The following is a 24,886-nucleotide window of genomic DNA, read 5'->3' as shown; positions in this document are numbered from 1 at the left end:
CTCCCGCTCGAGCCGCGGGGTGATCGGCCGTGGAACTGATCATCACCGAGAAGGACAACGCCGCGCGACGGATCGCCGACATCCTCTCCGGTGGGACGTACGACTCGAGCCGCGAGAACGGCGTCAACGTCTACGAGTGGGGCGGCAAGCGCTGCGTGGGGCTGTCAGGCCACGTCGTCGGCGTCGACTTCCCCGCGGAGTACTCCGACTGGCGCGACGTCGAGCCCGTCGAGCTCATCGACGCGAGTATCGAGAAGACGGCGACGAAGGAGAACATCGTCGCCACGCTGCGGATCCTCTCCCGCCGGGCCGAACGGGTCGCGATCGCGACCGACTACGACCGCGAGGGCGAACTCATCGGGAAGGAGGCCTACGACATCGTCCGCGAGGTCGACGAGGACGTCCCCATCCGTCGGGTGCGCTTTTCCTCGATTACCGAAAACGAGGTCCAGAACGCCTTCAACGAGCCCGACGAGCTGGACTTCGACCTCGCTGCCGCGGGCGAGGCCCGCCAGATCATCGACCTGATCTGGGGCGCCGCGCTCACCCGATTCCTCTCGCTCTCCGCAGGGCAGCTCGGCAACGACTTCATCTCCGTCGGTCGGGTCCAGTCGCCCACCCTCAAGCTGATCGTCGACCGCGAGCGCGAGATCCAGGCGTTCGATCCCGAGACGTACTGGGAGCTCTTTGCCGACCTCCGACAGGCGGAGACGACGTTCGAGGCCCAGTACTTCTACCGCGACGAGGACGACAACGAGGCCGAGCGCGTCTGGGCGGAGGCCCGCGCCGACGAGGTCTACGAGACCCTGTCGGGACGCGACGCCGCGACGGTCGTCGACGTCAACCGCCGCACCCGGACCGACGCCCCGCCGGCGCCGTTCAACACGACCCAGTTCATCCGCGCGGCCAGCGCGATCGGCTACTCGGCCAAGCGCGCGATGTCGATCGCCGAGGATCTGTACACGGCGGGCTACATCACCTACCCCCGAACGGATAACACCGTCTACCCCGACGACCTCGATCCCGAGGAGCTGCTCGAGGAGTTCGTTGGCCACTCGACGCTTGGCGAGTCGGCCGACTCGCTGCTCGAGGCCGACGAGATCCGGCCCACGGAGGGTGACGAGGAGACGACCGACCACCCGCCGATTCACCCGACCGGCGAGATTCCGAGCCGCGGCGGGGACGTCAGCGACGACGAGTGGGAGATCTACGAGCTGGTCGTCCGCCGGTTCTACGCGACTGTCGCCGACCCCGCCGAATGGGAACACCTCAAGGTCGTCGCCGAGGTCGACGACGCCCGCCTGAAGGCGAACGGCAAGCGCCTCGTCGAACCGGGCTACCACGACGTCTACCCCTACTTCAACACGACGGAGAACTACGTTCCCGACGTCGAGACCGGCGAGGAGCTTTCGATCGAGGCCGTCGAGCTCGAGGAGAAGGAGACACAGCCGCCCCGCCGGTACGGCCAGTCGCGGCTGATCGAGACCATGGAGGATCTCGGGCTGGGAACGAAGTCAACCCGCCACAACACGCTCGAGAAACTCTACGACCGGGGCTATATCGAGAGCGATCCGCCCCGCCCGACCAAGCTGGCGATGGCGGTCGTCGACGCCGCCGAGAACTACGCCGACCGCGTCGTCAGCGAGGGGATGACCGCCCAGCTCGAGGCCGACATGGACGCCATCGCCTCCGGCGAGGCCGACCTCGAGGACGTCACCGACGAGTCCCGGGAGATGCTCGAGGAGATCTTCGCGAACCTCGCGGACTCGCGCGAGGAGATCGGCGACCACCTCCGGAAGTCGCTGAAAGACGACAAGCGCCTCGGTCCCTGTCCGGAGTGCGGCGAGGACTTGCTCGTCCGTCAGAGTCGCCACGGCTCGTACTTCATCGGCTGTGATGGCTACCCCGACTGCGAGAACACGCTGCCGCTGCCCTCGACGGGCAAGCCGCTGATCATGGACGGCGAGTGCGAGGAGCACGGGCTCAACGAGGTGAAGATGCTCGCCGGCCGCCAGACGTTCGTCCACGGCTGTCCGCTGTGTAAGGCCGACGAGGCGGGCGAGGGCGAGATCCTGGGCGACTGTCCGGACTGCGGTTCGGACCACGACGGCGAACTCGTCATCAAGACCCTCCAGAGCGGCTCCCGGCTGGTGGGCTGTACCCGCTACCCCGATTGTGAGTACTCGCTGCCGCTGCCCCGCCGTGGCGAGATCGAGGTCACCGACGAGCACTGCGAGGAACACGAGCTCCCCGAACTCGTCGTCCACAGCGGCGACGAGCCCTGGGAACTCGGCTGCCCGATCTGTAACTACCAGGAGTTCCAGGCCCGCGAGGCCGACAGCGACTCGGACCTCGAGAGCCTCGACGGCGTCGGCGCCAAGACCGTCGAAAAGCTCGTCGACGCGGGCATCGAGAGCCTCGAGGATCTGAGCGACGCGGACCCCGACGCGGTCGCCGACGACGTCGACGGCGTCAGCGCGGATCGGGTTCGGAGCTGGCAGGCGAAGGCGTAGCGTCGGTACGGGCTCCGGGATTCAATCCCGGAAGCGAGCAAGAAACTGCCGGACGTACGAATTGTTGCGCCAACTTCGCTCATCCACCATCTCCGAAAGCGCTACTCGTGCGTCCTCGGCCGAAAGAACGTCCCGCACAACGAGTGCTTCGATCATCTTGGGCGTCGTGAGAAGCCGGGAACCCGATAAGAGCGCGTGCACCGTCGAGAGTTCACCGTACTCGTCACACAGGAATATCTCGGCGTTCACCTCGTTCGCGAGCGCGATAGCCGCCGTTTCACCCTCGTCGAGTGGATACTCCGGCTGCTCACTCGGTTGCCGGATATGCTCTTCGGCCAGGTGACCAAGTACCCGCGTTGCTGCCTCCGCATGCGCATCGTCGTGGGCAGCGATCTCCTCGAGTTCTTCAACGACTGCGGGCGGAACCTGAACGTCGTACTCCGTAAAGAGGAGCCGAATCGGACGCTCGTTGCTCGCAATTGCGAGGCTGACGAGAGCGGATGTATCTGCGACGACGACCATCTATAGGTTCGCAACGTCTTCCGCGAGCTCGTCATCCTCGAGCTGGTCCTTGAGCAGTCGAAGGTTCTCGGCTTCTTTTGGTCCGAGAACCGCCTTCATTTCGTCGTACTGAATGGTTCCGTCGTAGTACGCGTTAGCGATATCACGCTTCACGTCATCGCTCTCGGACGATTCACGCAGATACGAACGAAGTGCCTCGATGATCACGTCCGTTCGGTCGCGGTCCGCTGCCGTCGCCAGGATATCCGCCTGTTCGATCAACTGTTCGGGCGCGCGGAACTGGACTCGTTTGCTCGAACTCACGTGTGTACATTCGTACACACAGAACTTAGCTATTGTGCCAGCTGGACCGCTATTTCGATCTACCCATCTTGAGAACGGCGACCGCGTCGAGAGGGCAGATTCCACTATCGGTCTTCCCCCTAAGACGGAACTTTCGACAGTCGCCAGGTCGGTCACAAAGCCGTCCAGGAACGGTGGCGACTCGAGACGATCAGTCCGACCCCTCGGGGTCGTCTTCGGCTGTCTCCGCTTCGTCGTCCGCGCCGTCGCTCTCGTTCGCAGCGTCGCCGTCCGACGACTCGTTTCCGTTCGACTCCTCGTCGTTCTCGTCGGCCGTCGCCTCGAGAACGTTCTCGACCGCCGACGCGATCTCGCTTCCGTCGGTAGTTCCCGTCTCGCGCCAGTGTTCCTCCCCGTCGGGGTCGACGACGATCGTCACGGGGTAGCCGACGGCTGCGTACTCCTGCATCGGTCTCGAGGCGTCGTAGCTCACGTAGCCGTTCCCGCCGTGGGTTTCCCACCACTCCTGGAGATCGTCGGGTGGGAACTGCTCTTCATCGTCGTACGTCAACGAGAGAAACCGGACGTCCTCGCCGTGTTCGGCCTCGAGCTCGGCCCTGGCGTCGGCGAGCCGTCCGGCCTGGACTTGGCAGTTGCCACAGCCGTTGACGAAGAACATGAGGACCATGACGTCCTCGGAGGGGACGGTCACCGTCCCGGCCTCGCTTCCGCGGGCCTCGATCGTCTCGACCTCGATCGGCCACTCCTCGTCCTCGTCCCCGTCGTCCTCGATCTCGCCGTCGGTATCGCCGTCACCGCCAACTGACGGCGGGCCGTAGCGCACGATCGACCCTGCGCCCGCGAGCACGCCGAGGCTACCGATCCCGGCGACGAGGTCGCGCCGCCTCATCGGACGCTCACCCCTCGAAGGCGATCGACGCGGGCGATCGGTCGACGAGCGGGACGGTCGTTCATGCTCACGCGTACGATCCGGACGAAAAAGGGTTCTCCGATTCGGTCACTCCGTCGACTCGTTCGCGTCGTCGGATGCGTCCTCCGGGTCCGGAGCTTCGGACTCGGCCTCGAGGGCGCGCTCGATTCCGGTCACCATGTTGCTGGCGCCGGTGCCGCCCGTGTCGCGCCAGTGGACCTCGCCGTCGGCGTCGAGAGCCAGCACTGTCGGGAACCCGTTGACCTCGTAGTAGTCGTTGATCGTTCCGTCCTCGTCGATCCCGACCGTCCACTCGCCGCCGTGTTCGACCCACCAGTCGGCCAGCTCTTCCTCGGACGGATTCGGGCCGGAGCGGGGGTCGACCATCGAGACGAACCGAACGTCGCCGTCAGGTCCGACATCGTACCGGGACTCGAGGTCGGCTCTGGCGTCGCCGATCGTCTCGATCAGCCCCTCGCTCGTCGGACACAGCGTTCGGGTCGGGTTGAGAAACGTGACCTGTCCCTCGCCCGGGACGGTCGTCGTTCCGGCCTCGCTGCCGGGTGCGTCGACCGTTCGCAGCTCGAACGGCGGCGATTCGGGCTCGTCGCCGCCGCCGTCATCATCGCTGCCGTCGGGGTCGGAATCGTCCGCTGCGTCGTCCTCGAGACAGCCCGCGACCGCGCTCGCCCCGGCGACCACGAGCAGCGTCCGGCGTCTCAGTCCCATCGCACCCTCGCCGTCCCCGGACGTCGGCTCCGGAGCGTACCCGCCGACGGACGGTCGCGGAGTCGATCCATACGCGCAGTATCGGGCGTCGACGGCAAAGAGTTACCTGCCGTCCGACACAGCCGCGAAGCGGTCACGACGCAGCGAACGATAATCACCAGTAGGAATAAGGCCGCTCGGGTGAACGTTCAGTCGAACGCCGACTCGGGAGCCACCGTCTCGAGTGGGAACCGAGCCAAATCCATGATCCACGACCGCGCGACACGTTCGATGCCTCGCTCGAGACGGTTGCAGGCCTCTAACTGGGGTGAGCGATGACCCGCGACGCCGCCGACTCGACGTCCTCGGGAACGCTTCCCGACTGCCCCGTCTGTGGGCGGCCGATCGTAACGGTAACGCTGACCGGGCCGACCGAGGGTGTGGCCTCGCCCTGTGGCTGCCAGTTCGTTCCCGGCAGCCTCGAGTAGCCGTCGAACGCGTCGTTTTTCACGATCGGCGACGGAGAGGAGACCGAACACCGTGCCAGTCGCAACCGCGCTCGCCGGCGTCCTCTTCGGCATCGCACTCGCCGCCCCGCCGGGACCGATGAACGCCATCATCGCCGAGGAGAGCGTCGTCCGTGGCTGGTCGGCCGGCTTCTGGGCGGGGCTGGGCGCGATGCTCGCCGACGTGCTCTTTTTCGTCCTGACGCTGGCCGGCGTCGTGGCCGTGATCGATCGCTACCCGCTCGTCCGCCCCGTGCTCTACCTGCTCGGCGGACTGCTCATGTGTTACTTCGCCGTCGGCGCGATCCGGGAGGCGCGGGCCGCGACCTCCTTTACCGACGGGGGCCACGCGACGTCGACCGGCTTTCGCAAGACGTTCGCGCTGTCGCTGACCAACCCCTACCAGATCGGGTTCTGGCTCACCGCGGGCGTCGGCCTGCTCCGACCGGGGTCGCTGGACGTCCTCGCACACGTCCCGGCCGTCGGCGCCGCCCTCGAGGGAGCGCTCGTCGTCGAGACCGGCTCGCCCGCGCTGCTGGCCGGCTTCTTCGGCGGGATCGCAGTCTGGATCGTCCTCTACCCCGCGGGGCTGGTGTCGGCCGGTCGGCGGGTCGACGCACTGGCGCCGATCGTCGCCGCCGGCAGCGCACTCGTGCTGGCGGGCTTCGGCGTCGTCTTCCTCGCGGTTGGGGCAATGGGACTCGCCTGAGACGGGCCGGACGCGTCGCTCGAGGCGTCGATCTCCACCTAAAAACGGGTCGTTCGACGGCCGGTCAACCCATCGCCGCGATCTCGTCCTCGAGCCACTCGCGGAACCACTTGACGCGCTTGAGTCGCTGGTGGGCGATCCCCTCGGCGGTGTCGCTCTCGACCCGCGAGGCGGCGTCGTAGCCGCGCTCTAAGACGCGCTCGACCATCTCGTCGGTGTCCATGTGCGTGCGGGCCTCGTAGCCCATCCGCAACAGCATCAGGGCGGTGCCGTTGGCGCCGATCTTGTCGAGCAGGTCGGCCTCGATCAGACACTGGGTCTCGAGCGAGACGTCGTTCAGGTCGCCCTGGTAGGCGTGCTGTTCGACGGCGCGACACACCTGGTCGATAAACGAGTCGGGGTACTCCGCGCGGGACTCGAGGTACTCGCGGGCGACGCGGGCGCCGGCCTCCGGGTGGAGGTCCTGGTCGGTCTCGAGTTTCGCCACGTCGTGAAAGAGCGCGGCGACGCGGGTGATGTCGACGTCGGCGCCCTCCTTCCGGGCGATCTCCTCGGCCAGCGAAACGACGTTGAGGATGTGGTTGTGTCGGTACTCCGCGGAGTGCCAGGGGTACCAGCGCATCCGTCCGCCTTCCTCCTCTTTCTCGACGCTTGCGGCGAGATACTCGAAGACGAACTCCTGCATCGCCTCGAACTCGGCGTCGGTTACTCGGGTTTCTTTTATTTCGACGCCCATGAGAGATCCCTCCGCAATAGATGTACGATACTCATTGGGTGAATGTAAGCTGGTTTCGCTCTTAGGCCTTTGGTTCGGAATGGTGGTTGTTGTCACGACTGCCGGAACCTGTCCGGTTCGGTACCGTTTCGGCCGCGTCCGAACCGATCCTCCGCTGACGGGGGAACCGGGGCGAGGAAATCTGCAGGAATTTCCGTTAAAGTCAAACAGCCGGCTCGGGAAGGGAGCGTATGAGCAGTGAACCGGAGCAGGAGTCGATCCGTTGTCTGGTCGCCAAAGTCGGTCTCGATGGGCACGACCGCGGGGCACACGTCATCGCGCGCGCGTTCCGCGACGCCGGGTTCGAGGTCGTCTACTCGGGGCTGCACAAGGCCCCCGAGGAGATCGTCCAGGCCGCCGTCCAGGAGGACGTCGACGTGCTGGGGATCTCGATCCTCTCGGGCGCCCACGACACGCTCGTCCCGAAGATCATGAACGGACTCGAGGAGTACGACGCGAAGGACGACACCCTCGTCCTGGTCGGCGGCGTCATCCCCGAGGAGGACCGTCCCGAGCTCGAGGCCGAGGGCGTCTCCGCGATCTTCGGCCCGGGGACGTCGATCGAGGAAACGATCGAATTCGTCCGCGAGAACGCTCCCGACCGATGAACGCCGACGACGAAACGTTGCTGGCGGAGCTCCTCGAGGGCAAACACCGCGCGCTGGCCCGGACGATCTCGAAGATCGAGAACCGCGCGCCGGGCTACCGGGAGCTGATCTCCGAGCTGTACGCCCACACGGGCGAGGCCGAGGTCATCGGGATCACGGGCAGTCCCGGCGCGGGGAAGTCGACGCTGGTCGACAAGCTCGCCGAGACCTACCGCGAGCGCGGTGAGACCGTCGGCGTCATCGCGATCGACCCCTCCTCGCCGTTCACCGGCGGGGCGGTGCTCGGCGACCGGATCCGGATGGCCTCGACGGTTGGAGACATGGACGTCTTCGTGCGCTCGATGAGCGCCCGCGGGACGCTGGGCGGGCTCTCGACCGCCACTGCGGACGCCGTGAAGGCGATGGACGCCTTCGGAAAGGACAAGATCATCATCGAGACCGTCGGCGCCGGCCAGAACGAGATCGACATCGTTCGCACCGCCGACACGGTCGCCGTGCTCGTCCCGCCGGGGTCGGGCGACGACGTCCAGACGCTGAAGGCGGGCATCCTCGAGATCGCGGACGTCTTTGTCGTCAACAAGGCCGACCGTCCCGGCACCGATCGAACGGTCCAGGAGCTCCGGGAGATGATCGAACTCGACTCCGGGGGCGGATTCGGCGGGAGCGGTCACCACGGCGCCGACGCGGGGAGCGACGGCGGCGGCTCCGCGGTCGCGACGCAGGACGACCCCGAAAAGCGCGCGACGTGGACGACGCCCATCGTCGAGACGGTCGCCACCGACGGCACCGGCGTCGACGAGTTCATCGACGAGCTGGCGGCCCACCGCGAGTACCTCGTCGACTCCGGCGCCCGCGCGGAGAAGGCCCGTCAGCGCTCGGCCGAAGAGATCCGAACCCTGCTCCGGGAAGACGTCCATACCATGCTCGAGGCGGAACTCGAGCGCGCGGGCGGGATCGACGACCTCGCGGCCGCGGTCGCGGCGGGCGAGACCGACCCCTACACCGTCGCCGACGAGGTGCTGTCGCCGGTCGAGGACTGCCTCGCGGAGCTCGAGACTCGGAACCCGTAGCTGTGCCAACCGCAGGCATAAGGCGTTCGCCGCGGTACGAATCGGTATGCGAATCCGAACAGTTCTGGGAGGTCTCGTCGGTACCGCCGGGGCGGCCGTACTCGGCAACCGACTCCTGAAGCGCCGCGCCAGCCAGTTCGAGCACGGACTACCCGGCCTCGAGCGAACGTACCGCTGGCGGGGGATGGAAGTGAGTTACACCGTCGCCGGCGATCCGAACGACGACGATCTACTGCTGCTCCACGGGATCCACGCCGGCGCCAGCAACTACGAGTTCGAACCTCTCATCGAGCTGCTGGCCGAGAACTACCGCGTCGTCGCCGTCGACCTGCCCGGCTTCGGCCGCTCCGAGCGGCCGCCGCTGGTCTACTCTGCGGGGCTGTACGCCGAGTTCGTTCGGGATTTCTCGGCCGACGTCACCGACGAGCCGATCGTCATCGCGTCCTCGTTGACCGGGACGTTCGCCGTCGACGCGGCCGCGGACAGCGAGTTCGCGCACCTAGTGTTGATCAGCCCGACTGGCGACACCGGCGACAGCCGCCCATGGCTACGATCGCTGATCCGCTCACCCGTCGTCGGCACGACGCTGTTCAATCTGGTAGCGAGCAAGCCGTCGATCCGGTACTTCTACGACCGCGACGGCTACTACAACCCGGATCGGATCGACGACGACGAGGTCGAGTACGCCTGGACGAGCGCCCACCAGCCCGGCGCGCGGTACGCTCCTGCCTCCTTCGTCGCGGGGACGCTCGACCCCGACTTCGACCTCCAGACCGAACTCGCCGCCCTCGAGACGCCGACCACGCTCGTCTGGGGGCGTGACGCCGAGCTCGTACCCCTGCGGGAGGGACGGACTCTCGCGGACGCGGCCGACCGCGACCTCGTGGTCATCGACTACGCGACCCAGCTCCCCCACGCCGAACACCCCGAGAAGTTCGTCGAGTACCTGACGACGGAGCTGCTCGAGGGCGACCTGGGCGTCGACTCCGGGGCCAGTTCGGACTCCGGGATCGGCTCCGACTCCGATCTCGAGGCCTGACGCCTGACGGCCGGCCGATCTAAGAGCTCGCCGCTGCCGAGTACGGGGTTGAAAAGAAAACGACGCGACTCGAGAGGAGAAGGCCTCAGAACAGCGGTTCAGGTTCGGCTGGCGGCGTCCGCTTGTGGGCGCTTTCCTCATGGAACTCTTGGATGCGCTCGACCGCCTCGATCGAGGTGTCGGTCAGTCGGGCCGTCACCGACGCGGGGAGGTTGCCGTCGATGTGGAACGCGAGGACGGCGTCGAGCGTGTCGTAGCTCATCCCCATCTCTTCCTCGTCGGTGCCGTAGTCGACCATCCCGCCGGTCGGCGTCTTCCGGACGACCGATTCGTCGACGCCCAGGTGGGCTGCGACCTGTCGGACCTGCTGCTTGTAGAGGTTGCCGAGCGGGTTGCAGTCGACGCCGCCGTCGCCGTACTTGGTCACGTAGCCGGTCCCGAGTTCGGCGCGGTTCCCGGTGCCGAGCACGATTCGGTTCTCGCGGTTGGCCAGCAGGTAGATCAGCGTCATCCGGACGCGGGCGCTTGTGTTGCCGACGTAGCGTCCTTCCCACTCGTCCTCGGAGGGGTTCTCGGTCTCGGCGTCGCCCTGGGCCAGGACCTCCTCCATGATCGAGTCGATGCCGATCACGTCGTAGTCGATACCCAGGTCCTCGGCGACGCGTTCGGCGTCGCTCATGTTCTCGTCCTCGTTTACCTCCTTGGGGAGGAGCACGCCGTGGACGTTCTCCGCGCCGAGCGCCTCGACGGCGAGGTAGGCGGTCGCCGTGCTGTCGATCCCGCCCGAGAGCGCGATCTCCGCGCCGTCGGCACCCATCGCGTCGACGCGCTCCCGGATGAAGTTGGTCAGGTGATCGACCTGTGCGTTCATCTCGTCTTCGGAGAATCGAAGGTCTACGGGACTGATCTCGTCCTGCGTCTGCTCGTAGTGATCTGCCATGTGAGTACTGGATAACCGGCCGTCCGACTGAAAAGCCATGCGCTTTCAAGAGCAGATCAGGCTCTGATCTCCCCGATTTCGGGTGAACGATCATCAGCGACCTCGCTCTCCTCGGGCCGTTTCGGTTCCCGCGTGCTGGTCGTCGACGAACTGGATCTTGAAGACCGACTGATCGGCTCGTCGCGGCGGGGGACGACGCGTCTGTCGAACCGGTTGCGACTCGTGTCTCGAGCCAGAAAAGAGGGATCGGGTTCGCCGAACGCTTCAGACTGGGCTGAACCCGAGAACGCGCTCGCCGGTCGTCTCCGAGACGGTGATCTCGAGTTCGACTTCGAGGCCGGTCTCGACGGTCTCGAGGTCAGCGTCGACGACCTGGCCGGTGAGCCGGACGGGGCCGAAGGCGGCGACGGCCGTCGCGTAGGGGGCGTCCTCCTCGAAGGCGGGCGTCGGGACGTGGGTGACGGTGAAGGTCTGTATCTCGCCGCTGTCGGGCAGGGTGGTCTCCTCGAGATCGGTCGCGCCGCAGTCCGGACAGACCCGACGGGGGGGCAGCGAGGCGTGGCCCTCGGGACACTCGAGGCAGTAGGCCGCGTCGTCCTCGGCGGCGTCGAGCCACTCGTCGAAGCCGGCGTCCTGGACGTCGTCGTCGCTCATCGGTCCACCTCCAGAACGTGAACGGTTGCACTCGCGACCGTTCCACCCGCGTTGTGCGCGACGCCGGTCGCCGCGTCGGAGACGAACTCGCTGTTCGGATGATCGCCCGAAAGCAGGTCGGACAGTTCGGCGATCTGTGAGACGCCCGTCGCGCCGACGGGGTGGCCCTTGGCTTTCAGCCCGCCAGAGAGGTTGATCGGCGTCTCGCCGTCGGCCGTGGTTCGACCGTCACGAGCCGCGGAGATTCCCTCGCCTACCGGCTCGAGGTCGAGCGCCTCGATCGCCAGTACCTCCGCGATCGTAAAGCAGTCGTGGACCTCGGCGACGTCGACGTCGGCCGCGTCGATCCCTGCGTCGGCGTAGGCTTCCTCGCCGGCCTCACGGGCGGCGGGCGAGCGCGCGAGGTACTCGCGGTCGTGGAGGGCCATCCGGTCGCCGCCCTGTCCCGTCCCCGAGATCGAGACCGGTGCGTCGAGGTCGTGTTCCTCGGCGTACTCCTCGCTTACGAGGACGGCCGCGGCGGCGCCGTCGGAGATCGGACAGGAGTCGTACAGCCCGAGCGGTTCCGAAACGGGAGGCGCCTCGAGGACGTCCTCGATCTCGATGGCGCTCTGGTACTGGGCCTTCTCGTTGGTCAGGGCGTTCTCGTGGTTTTTCATCGCGACGTGGGCGAGATCCTCGTGCTCGCCGCCGTACTCGTCGAAGTACGCCTGAGCCATCAGCGCGTAGGCCCCGGGGAAGGTCATCCCTGCTCGGACTTCCCAGAGGTCGTCGGCTGCGATCGCCAGGGCTTCGGTCGCGCCCGCGGTGCCGAGGTTGGTCATCCGTTCGGCGCCGCCGACGAGGACGACGTCGTCCTCGCCGTTGCGGATCCGAAACACGGCGTCGCGGACGGCGGCCCCGCTCGAGGCACACGCCGACTCGTAGCGGGTGGCCGGAGCCTGGATCCCCGCGGCCTCGGCCATCAGGGGGCCGTGGTGGCCCTGGTGTTCCGACAGTTCGCCCATGAAGTTTCCGTACAACAGTGCGTCGACGTCCGATCGGGGGACGTCGCTTTCCTCGAAGGCGGTGACGGTTGCCTCCGCGAAGAGGTCCCGGCTCGTCCGTTCGGGACTGTGACCGAACGCGGTCAGCCCGGAACCTGCGACACGTACGTCAGACATACGCATCCATTGTGGACGGACCCGTTAATACCCCGCGGTTAATATCTCAACGTCGGCAGTATTGGCCGCCCAGCGTTCGAATTAACTCCGATGCGAGTTCAACTCGGTGGCACGCACCGTCCGGTTTCCACGCGCTTATCACCCACTCGTTCGCACGTTCGGGTATGGAATCCGCGCCGTTCGACACCGACCTTCTCGAGGAGCTGACCGAGACCAGCGGGGTCCCCGGCTACGAGGACCGCGTCCGCGAGCTCGTCGTCGAGGAACTCGAGGAGAGCGTCGACCGCGTTCGAACCGACGCGATGGGGAACGTGGTCGGCACCCTCGAGGGCGACTCGGAGTACTCGGTCGCCGTCGCGGCCCATATGGACGAGATCGGCTTCATGGTTCGGAACGTCCGCGGCGAGGACGAGGGGTTCGGATTCGTCGAACTCGACGCGCTGGGCGGGTGGGACGCCCGCGTGCTCAAGGCCCAGCGGGTAACGATCCACACCGAGGACGGTGACGTCCCGGGCGTCATCGGCTCGCCGCCGCCCCACACCCTGGACGAGGAAGAGCGAGAGAAGAAAGCCGAAGTCGAGGACGTCGACGTCGACGTCGGCCTCCCCTACGAGGAGGCGATCGATCGGATCTCCCCGGGCGATCTGGTCACGATGGATCAGACCACCGAGCGCGTCGGCGAGACGATCACCGGAAAGGCACTGGACGATCGGGTCTGTCTGTTCGCGATGCTCGAGGCCGCGCGCCAGCTCACCGAACCCGACGTCACGATCCACTTCTGTGCGACGGTCCAGGAGGAAGTCGGGCTCCGCGGCGCGAACGCGCTGGGCGTCGACCTCGACCCCGACCTCGCGATCGCGCTCGACGTCACCGTCGCCAACGACCTGCCCGAGTTCGACGACGGCGAGTCCGTCACGGAACTCGGCGAGGGAGCGGCGATCAAGCTCAAGGACTCGAGCGTGATCACGAACCCGAAGGTCCACCGTCGGATGCAGGCCGTCGCCGACGAGCGGGAGATCGACTTCCAGCTCGAGATCCTGCCCGCGGGCGGCACCGACACTGCCGGCTTCCAGAACACCGCGGGCGCGAAACCCGTCGGCGCCATCTCGATCCCGACGCGATACCTCCACACCGTCACCGAGACCGCCCACGTCGACGATATCGCGGCGACGATCGACCTGCTCGAGGCGTTCCTCGAGAGCGAGGATGGCGACCACGAGTACACGCTCTGAGAGCGGCGAACGGCTCCCGGTTCGAGCGATCCGCACCATCAGTTAATGTAGTGACACAAAAATAGTAGTGAAGGTTTGTTGCGTATTCATATCAATTCAGTAATCTTTTGTGTGTCGTCGATGTTGACTGTCTCGTGGACCGAAGAAATGTGCTACTTGGTGGATCAGTGGTGCTGACCAGCGTTCTGGCGGGCTGCGCCAGCGACGACGATAGCGGCGACGACGAGTACCAGGACGGTGATGGAAACGGCGACGAGAACGGTGGCGACGGAAACGGTGGCGACGAGAACGGCAACGACGACGAAGCCGACGACGGTGACGAGGAGGAACTCGACGAGGAGGACGTCGAAGACCGGGACGAGGGCGAGGACGTCCTCGAGTTCGGCGACCTCGAGATTCTCGAACACGAGCTCGTGATCGAGGAAGGCGAGTTCAGCGACGACATCGAGGTCGAGGGTGTCATCGAGAACACCGGGGACGAGCAGTTCGACTACGTCGAGGTCGGCGTCCGAATCTACGATCCGGATGGCCACCAGCTCGACCGGTACATGACCAACACGCAGGACCTCGACGGCGGGCAGACCTGGGCGTTCGACATCATGGTCATGGAAGACGCCGAGGACGTCGACGACTACGACATCGGGGTCAGCGGCAGTCGGTACTGACGTCCGACGGCGGATTGTGACATCACTTTTTCCGAGTCGACTTGAGAACCGTCGGTCTCCTCAGGAACTAGCTTCGTACTGACTCGGCCACACTCAGTCCGGAAGCTGAGCGAGCGAGAACCAGAACGTCTGGATCAGCTCGACCCGCTCGACGAGCTCGTCGGGGTCGACCGGTTTCGTCAGGTAGGCGTTGGCGCCGGCCGCGTAGGCCCGCTGGATGTCGTCGTCGTCGTTCGAACTCGAGAGGACGATGATCGGAATCCGGCTGTGTTCGGGATCCGACTTCACCTCGGTGAGCACCTCGTGGCCGTCCGTGTGGGGCAGGTTCAGGTCGAGCAGGATCAGATCGGGCTGGGGAGCGTCGGCGTACTCGCCGCGCTGGTAGACGAACTCGACCGCCTCGTCGCCGTTGGTGACGACGTGAAGCTGGTGTGGAATCGCGGTGACTGCAAGCGCCTCCTGCAGGAGGCGGACGTCGCCGGGGTTGTCTTCGACGAGAAGGATCTCGGCATCCTCGGAGCTGGGTTCCGACGGCGGAACACGTTTCGAGGCCTCGCTGTCGGTCATCGCTCCTCGAGTACGGACCGTGAGCTCGCAGTGTCCGTCGGCAGCTCGTCGATGGAAAGAGAGAGTGCGTCGGTCGCCAATCGGTGCGTGCTCGAGAGTCCCATGTCGGAGTAGAGACTACCGACCACCGAGAGAATGCGGACTACCTATGTAACGCCTTTATATACTCGTCCGGCGACGCCGCTCTCGATGCCGACGAGCCACGCGAGGACGTTCTTCTCGAGTCGAAGCGGTCTCTCGGCGTTCGAGAGCCAGCGACAGCGGCGGTCCGGGGTAATCGGCGGCTACGGCATCTCGTGGACCGTCAGCTCGACGTCCCGGTACTGGCCCTCGATGTCGGCGACCAGCCGTTCGACGACGGTCTCGGCCTCGTCGAGGATCTTGGGCTCGACCTTTCGGACGACCCAGTCCAGCGAGACGAACCGCGGTAGCGAGAGCGCGCTCTCGTCGGCCGAGTACGGGTCGTAGGTCGCATCGAAGTAGACCCGACTCGCCGTCTCGACACCCGCGGGTGCGGCGTCAGGTTCGGGTTCGACGCGCCACTCGCCGCTGGCGTCGACGTCGTTGAGCAGGTGCCACTCGAGCGATCGGGGGGCGTCGATCGCGGTTACCTTCGACCGGGCGGTGTAGTTGAGTTTCCACCAGGCGAGCCGGAGATCGTACACCGAGCCGGCGTCGCCGTTTCCGCGGACGCGAACCTCCTCGAGGTGGTCCGTGTACCGCGGGTAGTCGACGAACGACCGAACGTACGGAAACACCTCCTCGGGCGGACGGTACGCGACCGTACTGAGCAGGATCCTGTCCACAACCGATGTAGGGCGTGCGTCGGTAGTAAGGATTCCCATTCCGAGAGTCACGCGCCGCGATGGAACGAGTGCCGACGTTTCGAGTTCGGGGGCGCACCTGGTTGGGAATCTTCTATACGGCGGGCCGTCAACGGCCACGTATGCGAGATGTCTGTATCGTCGGTGGGGGCGTCGCCGGCCTCGCCGCGTCAATTTTCACCGCGCGTGCGGGACTGGACACGCTGGTCGTCGACGGGGGCGAATCGATCCTCGCGCGCAACGCCAGCCTCGAGAACTATCCCGGCTTCCCGGACGGGATCGATGCCCGTCGGTATCTCCAGCTGACTCGAGAGCAGGCCAAAAACGCCGGCGCGACGTTCGAACTCGGCCACGTCGAGGGCGTCACGGCGATCGACGAGACCGTCCTCGAGCGAGGGTTCGTCCTCGAGACCGACGGTGGCGACCCGCTCGAGGCTCGACGGGTGATCGCGGCCTCCTGGTCGGACAGCGATTACCTCGTGCCACTAGACGTCGGTCGGCTCCAGCGCGGGAACAAACACTTCGTCAGCGTCGACGAGGGCGGCCGAACCGCCGTCGACGGCGTCTACGCCGCGGGGCGGATCGCCGACGAGCCCCACCAGGCGATCATCGCCGCAGGTCACGGCGCGAAGGTCGGCTTCGCGGTGATCCACGACGCCGACGTCAACTACTACCAGGACTGGGTCGTCCCGGAGGGGTACTTCACCGGACGCGGCCGCGAAGTGCCGCCGGCGTGCGAGGAGATCGACGACGAGGAGCGCCGACGGCGGGACGAGCGCGCCCGCGAAACGATGGTCGAGGCGCTCTCGGAACCGCTCGAGGAGCGGCCGACGATGCACCCGAGCGTCGAGCGTGACCGAGAATGAGGCCGAATACTGAGTCCGGGTCGATGGTGACCGTCCCGTCGAGGGGAAGATGAGCAACCGAGTCGACGGCGAGTCGGTCCGGCTCCGAACGAGCGCCGAACGTGAAACGCTCGGTGCGGCCACCAGCTACGCGCGAGCGAACGGACTGGGAACTCCGGCCGAGGCGGCGTATCTCGAGGCGCTCCCCGTCGCTCGCCGGGAGATTCTCCGCCGCTTCGTTCGGGGGCTGCTCCGCGGGCGACCAGCGGGCGTTCCGGACGCCAGGTTCGTCGAGCCGGCAGATCCAACCGTTCCGGACGAACCGACTCCGCTCGAGGGCCTCGGAGCCGACGAACTCCGGTCGCTCGTCGATCCGCTATCCGAGCGGTGTCATCGGCTCGCGCTGCTGCCGTTTTCGGCCTCCGAGACGGTGCTCGTGGCGCCGATCGCGGCGAGACACGGCTACGACCGCTTTCGGTTTTCCGGACCGATGCGTCGCTGGTCGCCCGAGCTGGCGGGACGCGACGGCGCGAGCCGGGAGCTCGAGCACCCGGTCGACCTCGTTCCGCTCCTCGAGCGCGAGGGCGCGTTCAGCGACGGCGAGCAGGCCGAGCGGATCCGCCTCGAGGTCGCCGAGAGCGTCGCCAACCTCGCGCTGGCGCGGCTGGCGAGGCCAGTCCACGCGCGAGACGTCGAGACGGCCGCCGACGCGGACGGATCGATCCTCGAGGCCGTCGCGAGCGGCGTTCCGGCCGCGGATCCGGCGACAGCCTTCGAGCGAATCGTCACGGACGGCCACCCGTTCCACCCTTCCGGGAAGATACGCCGTGGTATGAACGCCGCCGACGGCCTCGCGTACGCGCCCGAGTTCACTGACCGAATCGATCTCCGGTTCGTCGCCGTCGACCGGGAGTACGCCCTCGAGACGCGAGCGGAAGCGATCGAAGACGGGCAGCTAACTGATCGCCTGTACACGACGTTCGAGGGTCTCGAGGGCGCCCTCGAGCGGGCGATCCCTGCAGATCGTGCGAGCGAGGAGTACGCCGTCGTCCCCGTTCACCCGCTGCAGTACCACCGGACGGTCCCGGAGCGGTACGCGGACGGGATCGAGGACGGACGGGTCGTTCCGATCCCCGACTATACGACGCCGGCGACGCCTCAGCTCAACCTCCGGACGGTCGTTCCCTACGCCACCAACCGCACCGCCGAGGGGCCGCTTCCCCACCTCAAGCTCGCGATTCCGGTCCAGACAACCAACGTCGTTCGCACGCTTTCGCCCCACGCCGTCTCGAACGGGCCGCAGGTGACCGACGTCGTCCGGGCGATCGAGCAGCGGGAGGACCTCGAGCAACTGGGACTACTCGCCGAGCCGGCCGCGGCCTGTTACTACCCGCCGGGCGGTCCCCACCCAGAGGGGGAGGCGTTCGACGACGCGAGACATCTCTCGGGACTGTTACGGCAGAACCCCGCTTCGCACCCGCTTGTTCCCAAGGACGGGGTTCCGGTGGTCGCCTCGAGTCTGGTCGCCGACGCCCCGACGACCGGGCGCCCGCTCGTCTGCAGGGTGATCGAGCGCTACGGCGACCGAACGGGGGCGCCGACGACCCGCGAGGCGGCGCTGTCGTTCCTCGAGCGCTACGCCGACGTCGTCGTCCCCGAGCAGCTGGCCCTGCTGAGCGAGTACGGGGTAGCCCTCGAGAGCCACCTCCAGAACAGCCTGATCGTCTTCGAGGACGCCGAACCGGTCGCAACGCTGGTTCGCGATCTGGGCGGCATTCGTGTCCACCGAGATCGGCTCGCCGAACGCGGTCTCTCGCTCGAGCCCTACCCCGATTCGGACCTCGAGGCCGACGACGCCGCGGACTGCTACCGGAAGCTGCACTACGCGCTGTTCCAGAACCACCTCGCCGAACTGGTCGCGACGGTCGCCGACGAGTTCGCGATCGACGAGCGGAACTGCTGGGAGCTGCTCGCCGAGCGCTGTGAGCGCGCGTTTGACGCGATCCGGGCCGAGGGGAGGGTTCCCGAGGACCGCCTCGAGCGCGACGAGCGGGCGCTGTTCGCCGCGTCGACGACCCACAAGGCTCTGACCGCGATGCGTCTGCGCGGCAAGCGCCACGAGTACGTGACCAGCGAGGTCGCGAACCCCCTCTCGGCGCACGGACGGGAACGGATCGACCCGTAGCCGCCCTCGCTACGCTTAACACGTCCCGAGCGAGAGTAGGGGACGAATGCTCGAGGGAGTCAACGTCGCGCTCGGAGTGACGGGGTCGATCGCGGCCGTAAAGACGGTCGAACTGGCCCACGAGCTGCGGCGCCACGGCGCAGCGGTGCGAGGGGTGATGAGCGGGAGCGCACGGGGGATCGTCCACCCCTGGGCCGTCGAGTTCGCGACCGAGAACGACGTCGTCACCGAGATCACGGGGAGCGTCGAGCACGTCGAACTCTGCGGATACGAGGGCTGGGCTGACGTGTTCCTGATCGCGCCCGCGACGGCCAACACCGTCGGCAAGATCGCGGGCGCGGTCGACGACACGCCCGTCACGACGTGTGCGACGACGGCGCTCGGCGCCGACACGCTGGTCGTGATCGCCCCCGCGATGCACGAGCCGATGTACGACCACCCTGGCGTGCTCGAGGCGATCGAGACCGTCGAAGACTGGGGCGTCGAGTTCACCGATCCCCGGATCGAGGAGGGGAAGGCCAAGATCGCCAGCGAGGCGGCGATCGTCACGAGCGTCGCCCGCGCGGTCGGCGACCGCCCGCTCGAGGGGCGTCACGTCGTCGTCACGAGCGGGGCGACGAGCGAGACGATCGATCCCGTTCGCGTGCTGACGAACCGGTCGTCGGGGAAGACGGGACGGGCCGTCGCCAGGGCCTGTGCGGTTCGGGGCGCCGACGTGACCCTGGTCCACGGCGTCGTCGGCCCGCACTCGCTCGAGGCGGGCGGCGGGTCGGAGTGGGAGTCGATCCCCGGCGTCGAGGTCGAGCGGGTCGAGAGCGCAGCGGAGATGCTCGACGCGACCCGCGAGAGCTGTGAGGACGCCGACGCGCTCGTGTCGGTCGCCGCTATCGGCGACTACACCCTCGAGTCCAGTCCCGAGAAGATCCGTTCCGGTCAGGAGCTGTCCCTGGAGCTCGAGCCCACGCCGAAGCTCATCGACGAGATCCGCGAGACCCACCCCGACCTGCCGATCGTCGGCTTCAAGACCGAGACCTCCGGCGACGACGAGGCGATGATCGACCGGGCCAGGGAAACCCTCGAGCGGGCGGCCCTCGAGTTCGTCGTCGCCAACGACGCGAGCGTCATGGGATCGGATCGAACGCGCGCGCTGCTGGTCCGTGAGGGGGGTACATCGTCGTACACGGGCTCAAAGGTGGGGCTCTCCCTCGAGGTCGCCGACTCGCTGGCAGCCGTCCTCGAGACGTAGGGCCGGCGACACGTCGGGGTTCCGAGATCGCGCTCCGACGGCCGTGTGGCTCGGTTACAGCGCTCGATGTCGGAGAGAGTCGTGGTACGGACGATTCAGCGCGGACGGCTCCGGCGTGTATCGTCAACTTTTACTCGCCTACCGTCCGACCCACGACATGGACCAGCTGAAGCGGTCGCTCCTCGAGGCGCCGATCATCGAGAAAGACGGCTACCACTACTTCGTCCACCCGATCAGTGACGGCGTCCCGAAGCTCGACCCCGGCCTCCTGCGCGAAATCGTCATCCGCATCATCCGGAAGGCCGACCTCGAGGACGTCGACCGGATCGTCACGCCCGCCGCGATGGGGATTCACATCTCCACGGCGGTGTCGCTGATGACCGACATCCCGCTGACCGTCATCCGGAAACGACAGTACGGGCTCGACGACGAGGTCGCGATCTTCCAGGAGACGGGCTACTCCGAGAACGAGATGTACATCAACGACGTTCGCGAGGGCGAACGGGTGCTCGTGCTCGACGACGTGCTCTCGACGGGCGGCACGCTGGCGGCGGTGCTCGAGGCGCTCGACGATATCGGCGCGGAGGTCATCGACACGGTCGCGGTGATCAAGAAGGCCGGTGGCGAGAACAAGGTGGCCGACGCCGGCTACGACGTCAAGACGCTGATTAACGTCGACGTCGTCGACGGTGAAGTCGTTATCGTCGACGAAGAGGGCGATTAAGTTACACGTTCGTTTCTGAGCGATTGAAACTCTCTAATTGTTTTCTATTCCTTCAACAGGTAACCGAGGCTTTCCAACGATCGTCTCCTACTGGTGGTTCTACTGGACGTCCATCCGCCAGAGTAACACCGAATTAGACGGGGTAAGTGTTGCGCCGTCCTGAAGCAATACATATATATATTAGCTTTACACATGAAAGATCATGGTGCAGGATCACAAGCAATCCTCAATCGATATCGATAGACGGCGATTACTGCAGGGTGCTGGTGGGGTAAGTATCGCGGCAGTCGCCGGCTGTCTTGGTGGAGACGACGGCGACGACGACGCGCCGATTCACGTTCAGCTGGAGGTCAACTCCGACAACGACGACCGGGTCCAGATGGTCGACCTGATCGCGACCTCCCTAGAGGAGTCGGGCTACTTCACGACTGAGATTGACACCTACGAGTTCAACGACTACTCCCAGCGCGTCATGGACCCCGAGTACGCCGAGAACGGGTACGTCCCCTGTATCGGGCTCTCGGGCACGTTCAACCCCGAAAGTTTCTGTCAGGCGCTTCACCACAGCGACAACATCGGCCAGTGCTGTAACTTAAACGGGATCAGCGACGACGAGCTCGACCAGATGATGGACGACGCCCGTTACGGCGTCGACGTCGCGGACGACGACGAGGAACGACGCGAGCGCTACGACGAGATCTGGGAGTACCTCGCCGACGAGCGCTACAGCTCGATCACGCACTTCGATCTGCAGGCCGGCGTGATGAACACAAACGTTCACGGATTCAGACAGAACCCGTTCACCGAGAGCACGTTCAGCTACGGGCTCCACGCCCCACAGGACGAGGTCGTCACCTGGATCGACGAGGACGCCCATCCCGACGAAACGGACATCTCGGACCTCGAGGAGGGAGGCACCCTTCGGGCCGGACTCACCGAGGATCCCGAACTGTTCGATCCGCCGTACACGACGGGTGCGCCCTCGACGCTCGTCCAGGTGCTGATCTTCGAACAGCTGGTCGCAAGCGACACCGAGGGGAATCTCTACCCGTGGCTCGCCGAGGACTACGAGCTCGTCGAGACCCAGGACATCGACCGGACCGACTACGAGGAGTACATGATCGAGGTCGACGCCGACGAGGAGGGCGTCCTCGACACCGACGAGCAGGTCGTCGTCACTCACCCCGATGACAACCCGGCCGAGGACGACACGGTACGCGTACTCACCCCAGAGGAGGCCGGCGAGGCCGTCGAGGACGGCGTCTTCGGGATGCAGTTCCAGTACGAACTCCACGAGGGAATCGAGTTTACCAACGGCGAGGAGCTGACCGCCGAGCACGTCGTCGCGACGGCCCGGCGCTACGAGAACTCCGATCTGGAGGCCCAGACCTACGACTCGCTGCTGTACGCCGAGGAGGTCGACGAGTACACCGTCAACCTCTACGCCCAGATCCCCGACGCCGAGGCCGAACGCGAGCTGCCGGGGCTGTACATCCACTCGCTCGAGCAGGCCGAACTCGAGGGCGGCGAACTCGACCCCAGCGCCGACAACGACCCGATCGGGACCGGCCCCTACGAACTCAGCGACTACTCCGAGGGGCAGTACGTCGAGTTCACCAAGAACGACGGGTACTGGCTCGAGGAAATCGGTCTCGAGAACAAGGAGTGGTTCGACGGCCCCGAGGAGTTCCCGGACGGCCCCGTCATCGACGAACTCGAGATGGAGATCGTTCCCGACGACTCGAGTCGCGCGGGGGCGCTCCAGAGCGACGAGATCGATATGACCTACGGGCTCGCGACGGACGTCCTCGACGACTTCGAGGAGGACGACGACTACGTCATCGACAGCGTCGAGGCCGGGGGGTACGAGTACATCCAGTATCCGATGAACGTCGAGCCGTGGGACGACGACCGTCTCCGTCGGGCCGTCAACCACCTCGTTCCGCGCCAGGAGATCGTCGACAACGTGCTCAACGGCTGGGCGCGTCCGGCCTGGACCGACCTGCCGGAGCTCGCCGAGGAGAACGGCACGACCGACGCCGAGGCCCTCGAGGAGACCATCCGGCCGACGAACGAGTACGACCCCGAGGCGGCCGCGGAGCTCATCGAAGAAGTGATAGAAGACCACGACCTCGAGTGAGGTCGTCCCGGTAGCCGTTTGCAGTGTTCGAGAAATATCATGAGTTTACGACGTTTCATACTGAAGCGACTGTTGTCGATCGTTCCGATTCTGTTCGGCGTCTCGGTGATCACCTTCGCGCTGGTGCATCTCACGCCGGGTGATCCGATCAGCCAGATGGCCGCAACCAATCCCCATATGACGGCGGCCGACGAGGCCCAGATGCGCGCCCGATACGGGCTCGATGGCCCGATTTGGGAGCAGTACCTGACCTGGATGGGGAACGTCCTGACCGGGGACTTCGGCGAGGTTGTCAGCTCCGGCCAGGACGTCTCCTCGGTTATTATCGCGCGACTCCCCGAGACGATCGCGCTCGGCCTGTTCGGCTGGCTGTTCGGTCTCCTGATCGCGATCCCGACCGGGATCTACGCGGCCATCAAGAAAGACCAGCTCGCCGACACCGTCAGCCGCTTCGTCGCGCTGTCGGGGATCTCGATCCCGAACTTCTGGCTCGGCCTGATGTTGATCCTGATCGGCGCGCTCTGGCTGGAGATCTGGACCGTGTTGCCGCCCTCCCGCCTGCCGCTGTACCACCCGCAGATGCTGTTCTATCTGATCCTACCCGGAATCACGATCGGAACCGCCGCGGCGGCGAGCATCATGCGCGTGATGCGAACCTCGATGGCCGAGGAGCTGAACAAGGAGTACGTGACCGCGGCTCGAGCGAAGGGGCTTCCGGAGCGACAGGTCGTCCTCAAACACGTGCTGCGGAACTCGCTGATCTCGGTCGTGACACTCGCGGCGACGCTGACGGCGAGTATCGTCGCCGGCTCGGTCGTCGTCGAGGTGGTGTTCAACTGGCCGGGGCTCGGTCGCGAGTTCATCGACGCGATCAACCAGCGCGAGATCAACCTGATCATGGCGATCACGCTGTTTACCGGCGTGTTCATCGTCCTGGCGAATCTGCTCGCAGACATCCTGTACGCGGTTCTCGATCCGAGGATCAGATATGAGTAACGAGCAACACACCGAGCGCGGACGAATTCGAGTGACCGGCTTCGATCCGGAGCGGGTCCGACAGCGCGACTCGCTGTCCGACTGGACCGAGGAGAGCGGCGGCGAGACCGAGGGGCGGTTCGAGCGGGCCTGGAAGCGGTTCAAACGCAACCGGACGGCGCTGATCGGGCTGTTCGTCGTCGCCGTTCTCACCCTGCTCGCGGTTTTCGCCCGTCCGATTACGATGATGGGGATGACGGTCCAGCCGTTCTCGATCGCCCCCTACGATCCGACGACGATCATGTACATGAGCCCGGAGTCGTCGGCGGGAACTTACGACTCGCCGACGCTCTCCCACCCGATGGGGACCGACGGCGACGGCCGCGACCTGTTCTCGCGGGTCCTGTACGGCGGTCGGTACAGCATCTCGATCGGCTTCATCGTCGTCGGCCTCAGCGCCACCTTCGGACTGGTTTACGGGGCGATCTCGGGCTACTACGGCGGCTGGACCGACGAGATCCTGATGCGAATCGTCGACACCGTCTACGCGTTCCCCGGCCTCATCCTGGCGCTGATCATCGTCGCCACACTCGGCGGCGGCTACTGGCAGCTCGTCGCTGCGTTCGCGATCCCGGGCTGGATCACCTACGCCCGACTGATACGCGGCGAGGTCCTGACGATCAAGGAAAACGAGTACGTTATGGCCGCGAAGGCGTTAGGTGCGCGCGATCGGTCGGTGATCTTCAAACACATCGTCCCGAACGCGATGCCGCCGCTGATCGTCTACGGGACGCTCAACATCGGCACCGTCGTCATCGGCGTCGCCGCGCTCGGGTTCCTCGGGCTCGGCATGCCGCCCGGCACCGCCGAGTGGGGGACGATGCTCGACCAGACGCGAGAGACACTCATCCAGGGTCCCGGCGGCGCGATCCCCTGGTGGGCCACGGTCTTCCCCGGCGGCGCGATCTTCCTGTTCGTGATGGCGATGAACATGATCGGCGACGGGGTCAACGACGCCTTCGACGCCCAGGAGACGGGTATCGAAGGGCAGGGAGGTGGCTAA

At 66.2% G+C, this 24,886-nt stretch carries 25 protein-coding genes; 15 read left to right on the top strand and 10 right to left on the bottom strand.

The window, feature by feature from the left end; all coding sequences use genetic code 11:
• Positions 1 to 29 precede the first annotated feature (29 nt).
• Entirely contained in the window at positions 30 to 2,513 is a 2,484-nt protein-coding gene (locus tag C491_RS03290; protein ID WP_005553766.1) for a DNA topoisomerase I, read from the top strand.
• A 21-nt stretch (positions 2,514 to 2,534) separates the two neighbouring features.
• Here the strand turns inward: C491_RS03290 and C491_RS03285 are convergent, their stop codons facing one another.
• The 4 genes from C491_RS03285 to C491_RS03270 form a co-directional block, all read right to left on the bottom strand.
• Entirely contained in the window at positions 2,535 to 3,035 is a 501-nt protein-coding gene (locus C491_RS03285) for a hypothetical protein (RefSeq protein ID WP_005553765.1), read from the bottom strand.
• Entirely contained in the window at positions 3,036 to 3,338 is a 303-nt protein-coding gene (locus C491_RS03280) for a ribbon-helix-helix domain-containing protein (protein ID WP_005553764.1), read from the bottom strand.
• A gap of 190 nt (positions 3,339 to 3,528) precedes the next feature.
• Positions 3,529 to 4,227, bottom strand: a complete 699-nt coding sequence (locus C491_RS03275) for a TlpA family protein disulfide reductase (protein ID WP_005553763.1) — start codon at positions 4,225 to 4,227, stop codon at positions 3,529 to 3,531.
• A 108-nt stretch (positions 4,228 to 4,335) separates the two neighbouring features.
• Positions 4,336 to 4,977: a TlpA family protein disulfide reductase gene (locus C491_RS03270; RefSeq protein ID WP_005553761.1), complete on the bottom strand. Its 642-nt coding sequence runs from the start codon at positions 4,975 to 4,977 to the stop codon at positions 4,336 to 4,338.
• 314 nt (positions 4,978 to 5,291) lie between these two features.
• On the opposite strand from C491_RS03270, the gene C491_RS23110 reads away from it, so the two are divergent.
• Both C491_RS23110 and C491_RS03260 read left to right on the top strand, forming a co-directional pair.
• The gene (locus C491_RS23110) at positions 5,292 to 5,444 is read left to right on the top strand and encodes a hypothetical protein (RefSeq protein ID WP_169331726.1); all 153 of its coding nucleotides are present in this window, start codon (positions 5,292 to 5,294) and stop codon (positions 5,442 to 5,444) included.
• 52 nt (positions 5,445 to 5,496) lie between these two features.
• On the top strand, positions 5,497 to 6,171 hold the full coding sequence (locus tag C491_RS03260; RefSeq protein ID WP_005553758.1) for a LysE family translocator: 675 nt from the start codon (positions 5,497 to 5,499) through the stop codon (positions 6,169 to 6,171).
• A 64-nt stretch (positions 6,172 to 6,235) separates the two neighbouring features.
• Here the strand turns inward: C491_RS03260 and C491_RS03255 are convergent, their stop codons facing one another.
• Positions 6,236 to 6,907, bottom strand: coding sequence for an HD domain-containing protein (locus C491_RS03255; RefSeq protein WP_005553757.1), 672 nt, complete (start codon positions 6,905 to 6,907; stop codon positions 6,236 to 6,238).
• Positions 6,908 to 7,137: 230 nt separating this feature from the next.
• On the opposite strand from C491_RS03255, the gene C491_RS03250 reads away from it, so the two are divergent.
• From C491_RS03250 to C491_RS03240, 3 genes are read left to right on the top strand one after another with little or no spacing between them, the layout of a single operon-like run.
• Positions 7,138 to 7,554 (top strand): cobalamin B12-binding domain-containing protein, encoded by a 417-nt coding sequence (locus C491_RS03250; protein ID WP_005553756.1) that lies wholly within the window; start codon positions 7,138 to 7,140, stop codon positions 7,552 to 7,554.
• The gene (gene meaB, locus C491_RS03245) at positions 7,551 to 8,624 is read left to right on the top strand and encodes a methylmalonyl Co-A mutase-associated GTPase MeaB (RefSeq protein ID WP_005553755.1); all 1,074 of its coding nucleotides are present in this window, start codon (positions 7,551 to 7,553) and stop codon (positions 8,622 to 8,624) included. The genes C491_RS03250 and meaB overlap by 4 nt, the downstream gene beginning before the upstream one ends.
• Before the next feature lie 46 nt (positions 8,625 to 8,670).
• Positions 8,671 to 9,663, top strand: a complete 993-nt coding sequence (locus C491_RS03240) for an alpha/beta fold hydrolase (RefSeq protein WP_005553754.1) — start codon at positions 8,671 to 8,673, stop codon at positions 9,661 to 9,663.
• Positions 9,664 to 9,748: 85 nt separating this feature from the next.
• Here C491_RS03240 and C491_RS03235 read toward each other — a convergent pair whose 3' ends face one another.
• The 3 genes from C491_RS03235 to C491_RS03225 form a co-directional block, all read right to left on the bottom strand.
• Positions 9,749 to 10,603 carry an NAD+ synthase gene (locus C491_RS03235; RefSeq protein ID WP_005553753.1) on the bottom strand — a complete coding sequence of 285 codons (855 nt, stop codon included), beginning with the start codon at positions 10,601 to 10,603 and terminating at the stop codon, positions 9,749 to 9,751.
• A gap of 264 nt (positions 10,604 to 10,867) precedes the next feature.
• On the bottom strand, positions 10,868 to 11,257 hold the full coding sequence (locus tag C491_RS03230) for a Zn-ribbon domain-containing OB-fold protein (RefSeq protein WP_005553752.1): 390 nt from the start codon (positions 11,255 to 11,257) through the stop codon (positions 10,868 to 10,870).
• Positions 11,254 to 12,420, bottom strand: coding sequence for a thiolase domain-containing protein (locus C491_RS03225; protein ID WP_005553751.1), 1,167 nt, complete (start codon positions 12,418 to 12,420; stop codon positions 11,254 to 11,256). The genes C491_RS03230 and C491_RS03225 overlap by 4 nt, the downstream gene beginning before the upstream one ends.
• Before the next feature lie 164 nt (positions 12,421 to 12,584).
• Here C491_RS03225 and C491_RS03220 point away from each other — a divergent pair, with 164 nt between their 5' ends.
• The gene (locus C491_RS03220; RefSeq protein WP_005553750.1) at positions 12,585 to 13,652 is read left to right on the top strand and encodes a M42 family metallopeptidase; all 1,068 of its coding nucleotides are present in this window, start codon (positions 12,585 to 12,587) and stop codon (positions 13,650 to 13,652) included.
• A gap of 170 nt (positions 13,653 to 13,822) precedes the next feature.
• Positions 13,823 to 14,317, top strand: coding sequence for an FxLYD domain-containing protein (locus C491_RS03215; protein ID WP_241431287.1), 495 nt, complete (start codon positions 13,823 to 13,825; stop codon positions 14,315 to 14,317).
• 93 nt (positions 14,318 to 14,410) lie between these two features.
• Here the strand turns inward: C491_RS03215 and C491_RS03210 are convergent, their stop codons facing one another.
• Both C491_RS03210 and C491_RS03205 read right to left on the bottom strand, forming a co-directional pair.
• A complete protein-coding gene (locus C491_RS03210; RefSeq protein ID WP_005553748.1) occupies positions 14,411 to 14,884 on the bottom strand; it encodes a response regulator in 474 nt (157 codons plus the stop codon).
• Between the two features lie 284 nt (positions 14,885 to 15,168).
• Positions 15,169 to 15,690: an SRPBCC family protein gene (locus C491_RS03205; protein ID WP_005553747.1), complete on the bottom strand. Its 522-nt coding sequence runs from the start codon at positions 15,688 to 15,690 to the stop codon at positions 15,169 to 15,171.
• 140 nt (positions 15,691 to 15,830) lie between these two features.
• Between C491_RS03205 and C491_RS03200 the strand changes: the two genes are divergently transcribed.
• From C491_RS03200 to C491_RS03170, 7 genes are all read left to right on the top strand, one after another.
• The gene (locus tag C491_RS03200; protein ID WP_005553746.1) at positions 15,831 to 16,574 is read left to right on the top strand and encodes an NAD(P)/FAD-dependent oxidoreductase; all 744 of its coding nucleotides are present in this window, start codon (positions 15,831 to 15,833) and stop codon (positions 16,572 to 16,574) included.
• A gap of 49 nt (positions 16,575 to 16,623) precedes the next feature.
• On the top strand, positions 16,624 to 18,738 hold the full coding sequence (locus C491_RS03195; protein ID WP_005553745.1) for an IucA/IucC family protein: 2,115 nt from the start codon (positions 16,624 to 16,626) through the stop codon (positions 18,736 to 18,738).
• Between the two features lie 46 nt (positions 18,739 to 18,784).
• Positions 18,785 to 19,984, top strand: coding sequence for a bifunctional phosphopantothenoylcysteine decarboxylase/phosphopantothenate--cysteine ligase CoaBC (coaBC, locus tag C491_RS03190; protein WP_005553744.1), 1,200 nt, complete (start codon positions 18,785 to 18,787; stop codon positions 19,982 to 19,984).
• A 157-nt stretch (positions 19,985 to 20,141) separates the two neighbouring features.
• Positions 20,142 to 20,708, top strand: coding sequence for a hypoxanthine/guanine phosphoribosyltransferase (gene hpt / locus C491_RS03185; protein WP_005553743.1), 567 nt, complete (start codon positions 20,142 to 20,144; stop codon positions 20,706 to 20,708).
• 202 nt (positions 20,709 to 20,910) lie between these two features.
• The gene (locus C491_RS03180; RefSeq protein ID WP_005553740.1) at positions 20,911 to 22,848 is read left to right on the top strand and encodes an ABC transporter substrate-binding protein; all 1,938 of its coding nucleotides are present in this window, start codon (positions 20,911 to 20,913) and stop codon (positions 22,846 to 22,848) included.
• A gap of 39 nt (positions 22,849 to 22,887) precedes the next feature.
• A complete protein-coding gene (locus C491_RS03175; RefSeq protein WP_049891409.1) occupies positions 22,888 to 23,844 on the top strand; it encodes an ABC transporter permease in 957 nt (318 codons plus the stop codon).
• Positions 23,837 to 24,886 carry an ABC transporter permease gene (locus C491_RS03170; protein WP_005553736.1) on the top strand — a complete coding sequence of 350 codons (1,050 nt, stop codon included), beginning with the start codon at positions 23,837 to 23,839 and terminating at the stop codon, positions 24,884 to 24,886. The genes C491_RS03175 and C491_RS03170 overlap by 8 nt, the downstream gene beginning before the upstream one ends.

Origin of the sequence: Natronococcus amylolyticus DSM 10524, from assembly GCF_000337675.1 — an archaeon.
Taxonomy (GTDB): domain Archaea; phylum Halobacteriota; class Halobacteria; order Halobacteriales; family Natrialbaceae; genus Natronococcus; species Natronococcus amylolyticus.
Note: the sequence above shows the minus strand (reverse complement) of the source record. Positions and strands in the feature narration are given on the sequence as shown.